Annotated in this window: 14 protein-coding genes and 6 tRNA genes; 8 read left to right on the top strand and 12 right to left on the bottom strand. The window is 48.0% G+C overall.

Annotation, left to right across the window (positions count from 1 at the left end):
- On the bottom strand, positions 1 to 894 hold an 894-nt coding region (locus R3177_RS08400; protein ID WP_318970593.1), incomplete at its 3' end, for an electron transfer flavoprotein subunit alpha/FixB family protein.
- Entirely contained in the window at positions 894 to 1,643 is a 750-nt protein-coding gene (locus R3177_RS08405; protein WP_318970594.1) for an electron transfer flavoprotein subunit beta/FixA family protein, read from the bottom strand. The genes R3177_RS08400 and R3177_RS08405, both read right to left, overlap by 1 nt.
- Positions 1,644 to 1,840: 197 nt before the next feature.
- Between R3177_RS08405 and R3177_RS08410 the strand changes: the two genes are divergently transcribed.
- The 3 genes from R3177_RS08410 (at position 1,841) to R3177_RS08420 (ending at position 5,797) form a co-directional block, all read left to right on the top strand.
- On the top strand, positions 1,841 to 3,475 hold the full coding sequence (locus R3177_RS08410; RefSeq protein WP_318970606.1) for an electron transfer flavoprotein-ubiquinone oxidoreductase: 1,635 nt from the start codon (positions 1,841 to 1,843) through the stop codon (positions 3,473 to 3,475).
- A gap of 121 nt (positions 3,476 to 3,596) precedes the next feature.
- On the top strand, positions 3,597 to 4,358 hold the full coding sequence (locus tag R3177_RS08415) for a pseudouridine synthase (protein WP_318970595.1): 762 nt from the start codon (positions 3,597 to 3,599) through the stop codon (positions 4,356 to 4,358).
- A gap of 8 nt (positions 4,359 to 4,366) precedes the next feature.
- A complete protein-coding gene (locus R3177_RS08420; protein WP_318970596.1) occupies positions 4,367 to 5,797 on the top strand; it encodes a DASS family sodium-coupled anion symporter in 1,431 nt (476 codons plus the stop codon).
- 75 nt (positions 5,798 to 5,872) lie between these two features.
- On the opposite strand, the gene R3177_RS08425 is transcribed toward R3177_RS08420, so the two are convergent.
- The 9 genes from R3177_RS08425 to R3177_RS08465 form a co-directional block, all read right to left on the bottom strand.
- Positions 5,873 to 5,948: transfer RNA gene (locus tag R3177_RS08425), tRNA-Gly, on the bottom strand.
- Between the two features lie 37 nt (positions 5,949 to 5,985).
- Positions 5,986 to 6,072, bottom strand: a tRNA-Leu gene (locus R3177_RS08430).
- Between the two features lie 33 nt (positions 6,073 to 6,105).
- Positions 6,106 to 6,179: transfer RNA gene (locus R3177_RS08435), tRNA-Cys, on the bottom strand.
- 31 nt (positions 6,180 to 6,210) lie between these two features.
- Positions 6,211 to 6,286 (bottom strand) — tRNA-Gly (locus tag R3177_RS08440).
- 132 nt (positions 6,287 to 6,418) lie between these two features.
- The gene (gene pgsA / locus R3177_RS08445; RefSeq protein WP_318970597.1) at positions 6,419 to 6,976 is read right to left on the bottom strand and encodes a CDP-diacylglycerol--glycerol-3-phosphate 3-phosphatidyltransferase; all 558 of its coding nucleotides are present in this window, start codon (positions 6,974 to 6,976) and stop codon (positions 6,419 to 6,421) included.
- Between the two features lie 32 nt (positions 6,977 to 7,008).
- Positions 7,009 to 8,826: an excinuclease ABC subunit UvrC gene (uvrC, locus tag R3177_RS08450; protein WP_318970598.1), complete on the bottom strand. Its 1,818-nt coding sequence runs from the start codon at positions 8,824 to 8,826 to the stop codon at positions 7,009 to 7,011.
- 4 nt (positions 8,827 to 8,830) lie between these two features.
- Positions 8,831 to 9,481, bottom strand: coding sequence for a UvrY/SirA/GacA family response regulator transcription factor (gene uvrY, locus R3177_RS08455; protein ID WP_318970599.1), 651 nt, complete (start codon positions 9,479 to 9,481; stop codon positions 8,831 to 8,833).
- Positions 9,482 to 9,716: 235 nt separating this feature from the next.
- A tRNA-Ser gene (locus tag R3177_RS08460) sits at positions 9,717 to 9,807 on the bottom strand.
- Between the two features lie 190 nt (positions 9,808 to 9,997).
- Positions 9,998 to 10,088: transfer RNA gene (locus R3177_RS08465), tRNA-Ser, on the bottom strand.
- A gap of 161 nt (positions 10,089 to 10,249) precedes the next feature.
- On the opposite strand from R3177_RS08465, the gene R3177_RS08470 reads away from it, so the two are divergent.
- The 5 genes from R3177_RS08470 to R3177_RS08490 all read left to right on the top strand — a co-directional run bounded on the left by R3177_RS08470 (position 10,250) and on the right by R3177_RS08490 (position 12,288).
- Complete coding sequence (locus R3177_RS08470) at positions 10,250 to 10,915, top strand: Bax inhibitor-1/YccA family protein (protein WP_318970600.1); 666 nt, start codon at positions 10,250 to 10,252, stop codon at positions 10,913 to 10,915.
- A 70-nt stretch (positions 10,916 to 10,985) separates the two neighbouring features.
- Entirely contained in the window at positions 10,986 to 11,333 is a 348-nt protein-coding gene (locus tag R3177_RS08475) for a DsrE/DsrF/TusD sulfur relay family protein (RefSeq protein ID WP_318970601.1), read from the top strand.
- Complete coding sequence (gene tusC, locus R3177_RS08480) at positions 11,333 to 11,689, top strand: sulfurtransferase complex subunit TusC (protein ID WP_318970602.1); 357 nt, start codon at positions 11,333 to 11,335, stop codon at positions 11,687 to 11,689. The genes R3177_RS08475 and tusC overlap by 1 nt, the downstream gene beginning before the upstream one ends.
- Positions 11,690 to 11,956, top strand: a complete 267-nt coding sequence (locus R3177_RS08485; RefSeq protein ID WP_318970603.1) for a DsrH/TusB family sulfur metabolism protein — start codon at positions 11,690 to 11,692, stop codon at positions 11,954 to 11,956.
- On the top strand, positions 11,947 to 12,288 hold the full coding sequence (locus tag R3177_RS08490; RefSeq protein ID WP_318970604.1) for a TusE/DsrC/DsvC family sulfur relay protein: 342 nt from the start codon (positions 11,947 to 11,949) through the stop codon (positions 12,286 to 12,288). The genes R3177_RS08485 and R3177_RS08490 overlap by 10 nt, the downstream gene beginning before the upstream one ends.
- A 25-nt stretch (positions 12,289 to 12,313) precedes the next feature.
- Here the strand turns inward: R3177_RS08490 and serS are convergent.
- Positions 12,314 to 12,916 (bottom strand): serine--tRNA ligase (serS, locus tag R3177_RS08495; protein WP_318970605.1); only part of this gene is annotated, 603 nt, incomplete at its 5' end.

Here is a 12,916-nt window from a genome sequence, read left to right on the forward strand (position 1 = left end):
AAATAAATCTGCCACTAAACCATAATCAGCAACCTGGAAAATAGGCGCTTCAGCGTCTTTATTTATTGCAACGATAACTTTTGAATCTTTCATCCCGGCAAGGTGCTGAATAGCGCCTGAAATGCCGACCGCAATATAGAGATCCGGCGCAACTATCTTACCGGTTTGACCAACCTGCATGTCGTTGGGAACAAACCCTGCATCGACTGCTGCGCGGGAGGCACCAATAGCGGCATTCAGTTTGTCAGCAATACCATTTAACATGGTAAAATTCTCGCCATTCTGCATGCCGCGACCGCCTGAAATAATCACTTTGGCCGCTGTCAGGTCAGGCCTGGCAGATTTAGTCAGCTCTTCACCGATAAAAGATGACACCTGCAGATTTTTGATAATATCCAGTTTTTCAACTTCAGCCTGGTTACCCTCTGCCGCTGCGGCAAATGCTGAGCCACGCACCGTCAATACTTTAATCGCATCAGTTGATTGAACTGTCGCTATGGCATTTCCGGCATATATTGGCCGCACAAAGGTATCTGCACTTTCAATTGCAATGACGTCTGACAGTTGCGCGACGTCAAGCAATGCCGCAACCCGGGGCAACATGTTTTTACCTGTTGTTGTCGCGGCAGCCAGAATATGGCTGTAATCTTTGCCAATTTCAGCGACCAGTGCTGCCACGTTTTCTGCCAGCTGATGGCCATAGGCACTCGCGTCAGCCACGAGGACTTTCGTCACCCCGGCGATAGCGGCGGCAGCGCTGACGGCATTCTCACAGTTTTCGCCTGCAACCAGCAGATGAATGTCTCCGCCAATCTTGCTTGCAGCCGCAACCACTTTGTGAGTATCGGCTTTAAGCGCGTCATTACTATGCTCTGCGATTACTAAAATTGTCATCAGATCACCTTCGCTTCATGCTTTAATTTTTCAACAAGTTCTGCAACCGACTCGACGATTATGCCACCCTGGCGGCTTGGTGGTGCGGTGACTTTCAACGTCGTGACATTTGAATTCAGATTTACTCCCAAACTATCAGCCGCTTTAATATCAAGCGGTTTTTTCTTTGCTTTCATGATATTAGGTAGCGATGCATAGCGGGGTTCATTTAACCGTAAATCGGTAGAAACGACGGCAGGTAATGACAACTCGACCGTTTGCAAACCACCGTCGATTTCTCTTGTCACCTGAACTTTATCGTCTTTAACCTCAACCTGAGAGGCAAAAGTACCCTGCCCCATTCCTGTTAATGCCGCCAGCATTTGAGCGGTTTGGTTATTGTCAGAATCTATCGCCTGTTTACCCAGAATAACCAGTTGAGGTTGCTCTTGTTCAACCAGTTTTGCCAACAGCTTAGCGACCTGTAAAGAATCCAGATTATGCTCTGTTTCCAGATGAATAGCCCGGTCAGCCCCTAACGCCAGCGCTGTTCGAAGTTGCTCCTGCACTGCTTTAACGCCGATAGATACTGCGACCACTTCTGTTGCAATCCCGGCTTCTTTTAAACGCACCGCTTCTTCCACCGCAATTTCACAAAACGGGTTGAGTGCCATTTTAACGTTGGCTAAATCGACACCGGTTTGGTCGGCTTTTACCCGAACTTTGACGTTGTAGTCGATAACCCGTTTAACCGGAACTAATATCTTCATATAATCCTCTTCGATTGCATGCCAACGCTCGCCTGCTGCCAGGTTTACGTTAAGGTAAACATAACGCTATATATTGCTGCACAATCTACTTACTGTTGACGTTAACGTCAACCTGCAATACCCTTATCAGCACAATAAACACAGTGAATACTGTAAATATAAGCATCCAAGAGGTAACCATCGTGGAAAGAGAAGCAATGGAGTTCGATGTCGTAATCGTTGGCGCCGGGCCAGCGGGCTTGTCGGCCGCGATCCGGTTGATGCAGCAAGCACAGCAAGCCAGTAAAGAAATCACCGTTTGCGTCGTCGAAAAAGGCTCAGAAGTGGGCGCCCACATATTGTCTGGTGCAGTCTTTGAACCCAGAGCACTGGACGAGTTATTGCCTGACTGGCAAAAGACCGGGGCGCCACTGACAACACCGGTGACTCACGATGATATCTATTTGTTTAGTGATGCCAAAAGCAGCCGCAAATTACCCGGCTTCGCCGTACCTAAAACCATCCATAACAGCGGCAATTATATAGTGTCAGTTGCCAACCTGTGCCGCTGGCTGGCTGAACAAGCTGAGGCTCTGGGCGTAGAGATTTTTCCGGGTTTTGCCGCCAGTGAGTTCCTGCTCGAAGACGATGTGGTAAAAGGTATTGTCATCGGAGATATGGGCCTGGACCGCGACGGAAAACCAAAAGACAGTTTTACCCCCGGTATGGAGCTGCGGGCGAAATATACCTTATTTGCTGAAGGTTGCCGCGGCCATCTCGGTAAACAACTTATTAATCACTTCAAGCTGGATAAAGATGTATCCCCCCAGCACTACGCCATCGGTTTCAAAGAGATTTGGGATGTGCCTGCCAATAATCACCACCAGGGGCTGGTTGTCCACTCTGCCGGCTGGCCGCTTGCTGATGAAGCCTCTGGCGGCGGTTATCTATATCATGCCGAAAACCAGCAGATTGTCGTCGGTCTGATTATCGACCTGAACTACAGCAATCCTTATCTTGATCCCTTTGCTGAATTTCAGCGCTATAAGCAACACCCGACCATTAAGCAGTATCTGACTGATGGTAAACGTGTCAGTTATGGTGCCAGAGCCATTACGAAAGGCGGACTGAATAGTTTGCCCAAAATGACCTTTGCGGGCGGTATTTTGCTGGGCTGTAATGCCGGCACACTGAACTTTGCCAAAATAAAGGGAAACCATACCGCTATGAAGTCAGGCATGCTGGCGGCAGAGACGGTATTTACTGCGTTAACTAATGATGATGCTGGCGGTAAAGATTTAACCCAATATACCGATGCGGTAAAACAGAGCTGGCTGTATCAGGAATTACACCGCTCCCGCAACTTTGGACCGGCAATGCACAAATTTGGCACATTCTGGGGCGGTGTTTTCAATACCATAGAGCAGAATTGGTTTGCAGGTAAGCTCCCTTTCACCCTGAAAGATAACAACCGCGATTATGCACAACTGAAGCTTGCGGCTGATAGCAATAAGATTGATTATCCCAAACCAGACAATATTATTAGTTTTGACAGACTGACCTCGGTTTATCTGTCAAATACCAATCATGAAGAAGAGCAGCCATGTCACTTAAAGCTCGCCGATCCGAGCATTCCGATTGAGGTTAATCTGCCAAAGTATGCCGAACCGGCCCAGCGTTACTGTCCGGCAGGCGTCTATGAAGTGATCAGTGAGGATGGCCAGGCGCCACGGTTTCAGATAAATGCGCAAAATTGTATTCACTGTAAAACCTGTGATATTAAAGATCCCAGCCAGAACATTACCTGGGTAACACCTGAAGGTGGGGGCGGACCTAATTACCCCAATATGTAATTCGGGTTAAGTCAGCAAATGCCAGCGACATTCTAAATTGGTTAGCCCATACCAGGCTAACGCTTGCCGCACGCGCCAGCAGCCCCTAAACTAGGGGCTGCTTTTTTTATTTAAGAATCATATGACAGAACCTAGCCAATATCGTTTAAATAAATTTATCAGTGACACCGGCTTTTGCTCACGTCGGCAGGCCGACAAGTATATCGAACAAGGATTAGTCACGGTAAACGGGGTGATTGCACCAGTGGGTTTGAAAGTGTCGGCCAGTGACGTTGTCGCTATACAAGGCAAGCCCCTCAAAGATAAGCCAACCCGGGTGTATCTGGCGTACCACAAACCGGTTGGTGTTACTTGTACTACCGAGCGACATATCAAAGGCAATATTATTGATGCCATCGGCTATCCTGAGCGTATATTCCCGATAGGCCGCCTCGACAAACCGTCAGAAGGCCTTATATTTCTTACCAATGACGGTGATATCGTTAATAAAGTTTTACGCGCTGGCAATGCTCATGAAAAAGAATACACGGTGACAGTAAACAAGCCAATTACAGCGAATTTCATTCAGAAAATGGCCAGTGGCGTGCCTGTTCTTGATACTGTCACCCTGCCCTGCAGAGTCAGCCAGGTCTCTAAAAATACTTTTAAAATCATATTAACTCAGGGTCTTAACCGCCAAATTCGCCGTATGACCGAATACCTTGGTTACGACGTTATCAAACTAAAACGAACCCGGATTATGCATGTGCGGCTGGCAGACCTTCGCGCCGGCCAGTGGCGATTACTCGATAAGTACGAGCTGGCACAAATGGAACAATTAGTGCAGCATTCCAGTAAAACAGCCTGTGACGATAATTCAAATCCACAGGATATTGAGGAGTAGCAGCACTAATGGATCGCCCCTCGTCTTCGTATCTGCTGTCACTGCTGGCCGGTCCCGCACTTTTCCTGTCGGTATTATTCAATGAGCCATTGTTTACAGGCATGTCGCAAGCCGCCTGGGTACTCAGTGGCCTGACAGCGTGGATGGCCATCTGGTGGATTACCGAAAGCGTACCAATACCGGTAACCTCATTACTACCAATAGTAGTGATACCTTTACTGCGCCTCGACACCATCAGCAACGTGACTGCGCCCTATGCTGATCCACTGATTTTTCTGTTTCTCGGTGGTTTTATTATATCGATTGCTATGGAGCGCTGGAATTTGCACCAGCGTATTGCCCTGCTAACGCTTTTGGCAGTAGGCAGCAAACCCAGCCAGCAAATTGCCGGCATGATGCTGGTTACCGCTTTTTTATCCATGTGGATGTCCAATACCGCGACGGCGGTTATGATGCTGCCAATTGCGCTGTCAATTATCACAATGCAGGACACAGGCAGTGATAAATTCGCCAAAGCCATGTTGTTGTCTATTGCTTATGCAGCCAGTATAGGCGGTGTCGCCACCCTGATTGGCACGCCTCCTAATGCCTTACTTGCCGGTTATTTACGCAATCAGTATCAATTAGAGATAAGTTTTGCAAACTGGATGTTACTGGGTGTGCCGGTAGCGATTGTGATGTTATTCGCTGCCTGGTATTGGTTAACTCAGTGGCATTTCCGGTTGTATCAGGAAAAAGTGCTGGTCAGCCGCCAGTTGTATCTTGATAAACTTACCGCGCTAGGACCGATGCAGCGGGCTGAAAAAATAGTGTTAGCTGTTTTTTTGCTGGCGGCTTGTTTATGGGTATTCAGAGGCTGGCTGGTCAGTCTTACCGGTTTGCCGTTAAATGATACATTAACTGCCATTTTCTGCGCCAGCCTGCTGTTTGTTATCCCGGTTAACCTGAAAAGCGGCCAGCGGGTGCTTAGCTGGGAGGATTGCACCAAATTGCCATGGGGCATTTTAATTTTATTCGGCGGCGGCCTGACGCTTGCTGCCCAGATACAGCAATCTGGCCTGGCAGACTTTATCGCTGGCCAGGTGGGTGCGCTCGGTACGATTAATTTGCTATTGCTGATCGTTATGGTGACGACTGTTATTATTTTTCTAACAGAAGTAACCAGCAATACAGCGACTGCCGCAGCATTTTTGCCACTGCTGGGCCCGGTGGCCGTGTCTCTTAATACCAGCGCCTCAATGCTGGTTATTCCTGCAGCAATTGCTGCCAGTTGTGCTTTTATGATGCCAGTGGCGACGCCACCTAATGCTATTGTCTTCGGCTCTGGCAAACTAAAAATTGCTGATATGGTAAAAGCAGGCCTGATCCTGAACCTGTTGGCAATTATCGTGATCACTGCTGCAGTCTGGTTTATCAGCCCAAGGCTATTTGCTTTTTAATCTGGTATACGCGGGCAGGTGCTTCAGCACAGAGCAGATAATAAAAAAGCAGCCATAGGCTGCTTTTTTATTATCTGGAGCGAGTAACGAGGTTCGAACTCGTGACCTCGACCTTGGCAAGGTCGCGCTCTACCAGCTGAGCTATACTCGCGAAAACCTGGTATTTTTATACGCTGATATCAACAAAATGGTGCCCGGGGCCGGACTTGAACCGGCACGGGGTTTCCCCCGAGGGATTTTAAATCCCTTGTGTCTACCGATTTCACCACCCGGGCAGACAACTTTTATGAAAATTTCACACGGCGTTATGGAGGCGGGTCCCGGAGTCGAACCGAGATAGACGGATTTGCAATCCGCTGCATGGCCATTCTGCCAACCCGCCAATAAACTGCTGCACCACTCTGTTTAAGAGTTGGAGCGAGTAACGAGGTTCGAACTCGTGACCTCGACCTTGGCAAGGTCGCGCTCTACCAGCTGAGCTATACTCGCGATGCTTATGGCCATGTGCCTTAACACGAGACGCATTCTACTGTTTTAATTAAGCCAGTCAATAACAAATTCGTCGTTTTACAACTGACTGCTTAAATTTTAACTCACTTGTATTAATTATCTGCAATCAGCTCACTGGCGCGATAAATCATGCCAGGCAGCCGTTAAATACTGATACATAGACCATACAGTTAATAAGGTTGCTATATAAAGCATGCCGTACCCTACCGGTGTAAACCAGGCCAGCAAGGTAAACTGCGGTTGCCAGATCAAACCTATCAGCGCCAGCATCTGGGCAATGGTTTTATATTTACCAAGATTAGATACCGCCACGTTGGCTCTTTTGCCTATTTCTGCCATCCATTCGCGCAGCGCAGAAATTGCAATTTCGCGGCTGATAATAATAATGGCTGGAATGCTGAACCACAACGTTTGCTCATGGATTGCTACTACCACCAGCGCCACGGCCACCATAACTTTATCAGCCACCGGATCCAAAAACGCCCCAAACGGCGTAGACTGCTCAAGTTTCCGCGCCAGATATCCATCCAGTGCATCCGTAATGGCCGCTAAACAAAATACCAAGGCAGCCCAAAAACGGTAATACTCCCAGCCGGAATAAAAACATATAATAAATACCGGGATCAGCAGCAGCCTGAACATTGTTAACAAATTGGGAATATTCCACATATTACAGTTCTCGAAAAATCAATGGTGCTATGCTACTTGTTATGACAAGCCTGGTAAATCTTTTCTGCTTGTTGTCTTGAAATACCGGGTACGGAACTCAGTTCGCTAACCGATGCTTTCATCACACCCTGCAGCCCCCCCAAATATTGCAATAGTGCTTGTCGTCGTTTTTCACCAATGCCGGCGATATTTTCCAGCGGGCTTTTTGTCATACTTTTACCCCGCTTGCTGCGATGGCCGGTGATCGCAAAACGATGTGCTTCATCACGTATCTGCTGAATTAAATGTAAAGCGGGACTGTCTTCGGCTAAATGCAGATGGCGGCCAGTGTCACCGAGGATCAGCGTCTCCAGCCCGGGTTTACGGCTAATACCTTTGGCAATACCAATAAGTAAAGGCTTTTTAATATGGGGCCATTCGGCAAACTCGGCCAGTGCAATATTTAATTGGCCCTGCCCGCCATCAATAAAAATGATATCTGGTATTTTGGTTTCATCAGTTAATTTGCCGTAGCGCTTATTAATAGCAAACTGCATCGCTGCATAATCATCGCCACCAGTAATGCCGGTAACATTGTAGCGCCGATATTCCTGCTTATAAGGCCCTTCGCCGTCAAAAACCACACAGGATGCGACTGTTGCCTGTCCCATGGTGTGGCTGATATCAAAACATTCCATTCGTTTGACAGGCTCTTCAATGCCCAGTAGTAATTTCAACGCGGCATATCTCAGTTGCATTTTCTGCCCCGCTGACTGCCGGCTGTCACAGGCCAGCGTGGCATTTTTTTGCGCCAGACTAAGATACTGCGACTTTTCACCCCGTTTAGCCGCAATAATCCGTACTTTTCTGCCTGCAGCATCACTGATTGCTTCTGCTAATGACACGGTATCTTCAAGTTCCAGCGGCAGCACGATTTCCGGAGGGATCTGCTGCCCCCCCCCGCCACTCAAGTAAAACTGCAGCAGAAAAGCCGTCAGCACTTCTTCTCGTTCCGTATTGGCAGGAACTTTGGGATAATAAGATTTAGAGCCCAGAATTTTTTGCTGGCGGACAAACAAGACATGAACCACCGCTACCTGGCCTGACATCGCAAAGCCAATAATATCAAGCTCAGCATGCTCGCCGCTTACATACTGCTGCTCCTGTACTTTACGCAATGCCGTAATTTGATCCCGAAAACTGGCCGCCTCTTCAAAAGCGAGTTGCTCACTGGCGCTGTTCATTTTTTGCACCAGCTGCTCAACGACCTGCTGATTTTTACCGCTGAGAAATAAGCTGGCCAGCTGCACTTGCTCGGTATAATCTTCATCCGAGATCTTGCCGACGCAGGGTGCTGAGCAAAGCTTTAACTGATATTGCAGACAAGGCCTGGTCCGGGCCCGGTAAAAGCCATCTTCGCACTGACGAATGGGAAAAATTTTCTGCAGCGTTTTCAGGCTTTGCCAGACCGCTCCAGCATTAGGATAAGGGCCGAAATATTGCCCGGCTTGTTTGCGCGGTCCGCGATGTGAACTGATGCGCGGGTGTTTGTGGCCGGAAATAAAGATGTAAGGGTAAGATTTGTCATCCCTGAGCAGCACATTATATTTGGGCATAAACTGCTTTATCAGGTTATTTTCCAGAATCAACGCTTCTGTTTCACTATGTGTCGCGGTAATTTCAATGCTGGCAATCTGTGCGACCAGGGCGCGGGTTTTTACGCTGTCCAGCTGCTGCCGGAAATAACTGCTAAGCCGCTTTTTGAGATCCTTAGCCTTGCCAACATAAATAACCTGCTCCTCCTGATTAAACATCCGATAGACGCCAGGCTGAGCAGGAACTGAGGCTAAAAAGGTTTTCGGGTCAAACATTGAGTCAGGAAGATACCTTGGCAATATCAATCATACCGTGGCGCAATGCCAGGTGGGTTAATTCAACATCACCGCTGATAGCGAGCTTTTCGAACATCCGGTAACGATAGGAATTAACGGTTTTGGCGCTGACACTTAATTGCTCTGCAATATCGTTTACTTTCTGACCACGGGTAATCATCAGCATAATTTGTAATTCACGATCTGACAGGCCGTCAAACGGATTCTCACTATGGTTGTTCACCTTAGCCAGAGCCATTTTTTGCGCTACTTCATCTGAGATGTGCCGCACACCGCTGTATACTTTCCGAATGGCTGATACCATCTCCTTCGGCGCCGAGTTTTTAGAAATAAAACCTGCTGCACCCAGTTGCATCACTTTAGTAGGTACCGGCTCTTCACACGACACTGACAACGCCAGAATTTTGATATCAGGACAAAAATGCAAAATCCGCTTGGTTGCAGTCATACCGCCCATACCAGGCATATTCATATCCATCAGCACCACATCAGGTTCATGCTGACGACAAAACTGCAGAGCTTCCTCACCGGATCCAGCTTCGCCTATCACCTTGATACCGCGCTCATCCATTAGTATGCGACTGATCCCAGTTCGTACAAGCTCATGATCATCAACTAACAGCACGTTAATCAACTTAGCCTCTCCGTCTCACTGGTTATTAGAATTTTTATGCAGCTAGCATAGTCGAGCCGGAGCTTTTCTGCTAACTGGTTCGACACCAATACTATAGATTTGGCTTTTTCAGCTGATAGTGTGCCAGAAAGGTAAATAATAGGAAACATTATTCAGTAACTATTTAACCTGAATAATAAGTATTAATGAACAAAGAATGGAATGTTAGCAGAATTGCGATTTAGCATCAGGAAAGTGGCGGAGGGAGAGAGATTCGAACTCTCGGTGGGCTATTAACCCACGCCGGTTTTCAAGACCGGTGCATTAAACCGCTCTGCCATCCCTCCGCGCTATGGGGGGAATATTAAGAACTCCCCCCGGCTTTGTAAAGCGCTTTTTGTTCACTTTTGACTGTTTGGCTATTAATCCGCCAACAACGATGCATTTTTCAACGTTATTCAGTCGTTGCCAGTCTGACACAAGCTATCATAAAGCAAAAACCACCTTGCGGTGGTTTGCGTATACTCTACTGCTAAGTGGCGGAGGGAGAGAGATTCGAACTCTCGGTGGGCTATTAACCCACGCCGGTTTTCAAGACCGGTGCATTAAACCGCTCTGCCATCCCTCCAGCGCTGCGTATACTAATCAGTTTGCCGGAGAAAAGAAAGCCAAAAGTTAAAAAAATCAGCTGCCGCGTATTTTTTATCGGATAACTACTGGAGCTGCGGGAACTTAGTCAGTATGATAACGGCCAAACAGACATAATATTCAGCTAACAGGAGACTGCATATGTCGTACAGAGAAACCAGTACTATTAATACCGTCAGCAGCGGTATTGAAATTAACAAAGTACTCCGTAATACCTATTTCTTACTTGGTCTGACCCTGGCTTTCAGTGCGCTTACCGCTGTAATCGCCATGGCCATGAACCTGTCACCACTGGCATCTATCGTCTGCTTTGTAGCAGGTTTTATCATGCTGTTTGTGGTTAACAAAAAAGCGGACTCTGCCAGTGGCATTTTCTGGGTGTTCGGCTTTGCCGGTGCTATGGGCGCATCCCTTGGCCCGTTACTGAATGCTTATGCCGGCCTTGCCAATGGCCCCAGCCTGATTATGCAGGCACTGGGCGGCACTGCGGTTATTTTTTTCGCGCTATCAGCTTATGTATTAACCACCCGCAAAGACTTCTCTTTTATGGGCGGATTTTTAATGGTCGGTTTAATCGTCGCGCTGGTTGCGGTTATCGCTAATATTTTCCTGGATATCCCGGCACTAAGCCTGGCCATCAGCGCCGCCATCATATTAATTATGTCTGGTTTTATTTTGTTTGATACCAGCCGGATTATCCATGGTGGCGAGACTAACTATATCCGGGCGACAGTGGGGTTATATCTGAACATTTTTAATATTTTTGTTCACCTGTTGAGCTTACTGGGAATTATGGGTGACGAGTAACCCTTTGCCAGTTCGCTAAGTTCCGCTAAAATGCCCCGTCCTGTACGGGGTATTTTTTTATGAGGCCGCTTTGACCACTTTCAGTCTGTTACTCACGACCAGTCCGCTGGCCAGCCAGGATGTGGCCAGTGCCCTGCAATTTGCCAGCGCCGCCCTGACAGCTGGCTATCAGATTGAACAGATTTTTCTGTATCAGGATGCGGTGCTCTTAGCCGCGGCTGATATTGATTTACCCACTGACGAGCCCAACCTGAGCAAACAGCTGGCCGGTTTTTGTCAACAACATCAAATTCCATTACTGTATTGTGTGACTGCCGCTGAAAAACGTGGTCTGGCTATGTCGGACAGTGGTTTTATTGCTGCTGGTCTGGCCGAGTTTGCCATGCGCCTGACTAACAGCAAACTGGTGCAATTCTGATGCAACGTATTGCCATCATTCAGCGACAAAGCCCCTACAACACCAGCGCCGGTCGGGAAACACTCGACTTGTGTCTGGCGTTGGCAGCGGTTGAACATCAGCTAGCCGTTATTTTCAGCGGTGATGCCGTTTATCAGTTGCTGCCAGTGCAACAGAGCAGCGATTTTGTGCTGAAACGTTACCAGTCAGGCTTTAAACTATTTGGTCTGTACGACATTGAGCAGGTTTATGTCTGTCAAACATCCTTGCAACGGCGTCAGCTTGATAGTAATCAGTTAACCATTACAGCTGAGCCGCTTAATGCATTACAGTTACAGCAATTGCTGGCCGGCCAGCAACAGATAATATGTATTTAAATGAAACTGATAAATCTGATTAATCCAACCATTAATTTTGCCGAGTTAGCTATGCTATGCCAGCAGACAGATACCCTGTTATTAAGACAGGATGCGGTTTATCTGGCAGCGCGCAGCGATATTAAGTGGCCATCCGCCACTGTGCTGGCGCTTGACACTGATCTGAGCGTGCGCCAGCTATTACCACACTCAGCTATTGGTATCGTTAGCGCCGTGCAATGGGTCGAATTAACCGCTACCGCCTCACAGGTGCTATTATGGCGTTAACCACCCTTCGGGTCGCAGGTAAAGAGCTGGCGTTGGATAAACACGGATATCTGGCCGATATCACGCAGTGGCAACCGGCAGTGGCAGAACGTTTTGCAGAACTTGAGCAATTAACGCTAACCGATGCGCATTGGGAAGTGATCCAGTTTGTCAGAGATTTTTACCATGAGTTCGGCACCTCGCCAGCCATCCGGGTACTGGTGAAAGCCATGGCGGAGCAATTAGGTCCTGATAAAGGCAATAGTAAGTATTTGTTTATGCTGTTTCCACAAGGCCCTGCCAAGCAGGCCACCCGGCTGGCGGGTTTGCCCAAACCCGCCCGCTGTCTCTGAGCATTAGTGTCAGATGGCGCTGCCGCTATTTTAAATGCGTCTGCCCCGCCATATAGGGCCTGAGTACTTCAGGGATTAACACACTGCCATCAGCCTGTTGATAATTTTCCAGAATCGCTACCAGTGTCCGGCCAACAGCCAGACCGGAGCCATTTAAACTATGCAGTAATTCCGGTTTTTTCATCTCCGCGTTACGATAACGCGCTTGCATCCGGCGCGTTTGAAAATCGGCCATATTACTACAGGAAGAAATTTCTCTGTAGGTATTCTGTGCCGGTAACCAGACTTCCAGATCATAGGTTTTGCTGGCACCAAAACCCATATCGCCGGTACATAACAGCATAACCCGATAAGGTAACTCCAGTAACTGCAACACCTTTTCGGCATGGCCGGTAAGCTGTTCAAGAGCCTGCATTGACTGCTCTGGTTGCACTAACTGCACCAGTTCTACTTTATCAAACTGATGCTGACGGATAAGCCCCCGGGTGTCACGGCCATACGAACCGGCTTCGCTGCGAAAACACGGGGTATGGGCGGTAAACTTTAACGGCAATTCAGCAGCATCAATAATGCTGTCACGTACCAGGTTTGTCACTGGCACTTCCGCGGTCGGAATTAATGCCAGGCC

This window comes from Arsukibacterium sp. (assembly GCF_033722355.1).
Taxonomy (GTDB): Bacteria; Pseudomonadota; Gammaproteobacteria; order Enterobacterales; family Alteromonadaceae; genus Alishewanella.

What these genes read in the sequence shown, in the direction of transcription:
- R3177_RS08405 (WP_318970594.1), bottom strand. Translation starts at nt 1,643, where the DNA reads ATGAAGATATTAGTTCCGGTTAAACGGGTTATCGACTACAACGTCAAA.
- R3177_RS08410 (WP_318970606.1), top strand. Translation starts at nt 1,841, where the DNA reads ATGGAGTTCGATGTCGTAATCGTTGGCGCCGGGCCAGCGGGCTTGTCG.
- R3177_RS08415 (WP_318970595.1), top strand. Translation starts at nt 3,597, where the DNA reads ATGACAGAACCTAGCCAATATCGTTTAAATAAATTTATCAGTGACACC.
- R3177_RS08420 (WP_318970596.1), top strand. Translation starts at nt 4,367, where the DNA reads ATGGATCGCCCCTCGTCTTCGTATCTGCTGTCACTGCTGGCCGGTCCC.
- pgsA (WP_318970597.1), bottom strand. Translation starts at nt 6,976, where the DNA reads ATGTGGAATATTCCCAATTTGTTAACAATGTTCAGGCTGCTGCTGATC.
- uvrC (WP_318970598.1), bottom strand. Translation starts at nt 8,826, where the DNA reads ATGTTTGACCCGAAAACCTTTTTAGCCTCAGTTCCTGCTCAGCCTGGC.
- R3177_RS08470 (WP_318970600.1), top strand. Translation starts at nt 10,250, where the DNA reads ATGTCGTACAGAGAAACCAGTACTATTAATACCGTCAGCAGCGGTATT.
- tusC (WP_318970602.1), top strand. Translation starts at nt 11,333, where the DNA reads ATGCAACGTATTGCCATCATTCAGCGACAAAGCCCCTACAACACCAGC.
- R3177_RS08485 (WP_318970603.1), top strand. Translation starts at nt 11,690, where the DNA reads ATGAAACTGATAAATCTGATTAATCCAACCATTAATTTTGCCGAGTTA.
- R3177_RS08490 (WP_318970604.1), top strand. Translation starts at nt 11,947, where the DNA reads ATGGCGTTAACCACCCTTCGGGTCGCAGGTAAAGAGCTGGCGTTGGAT.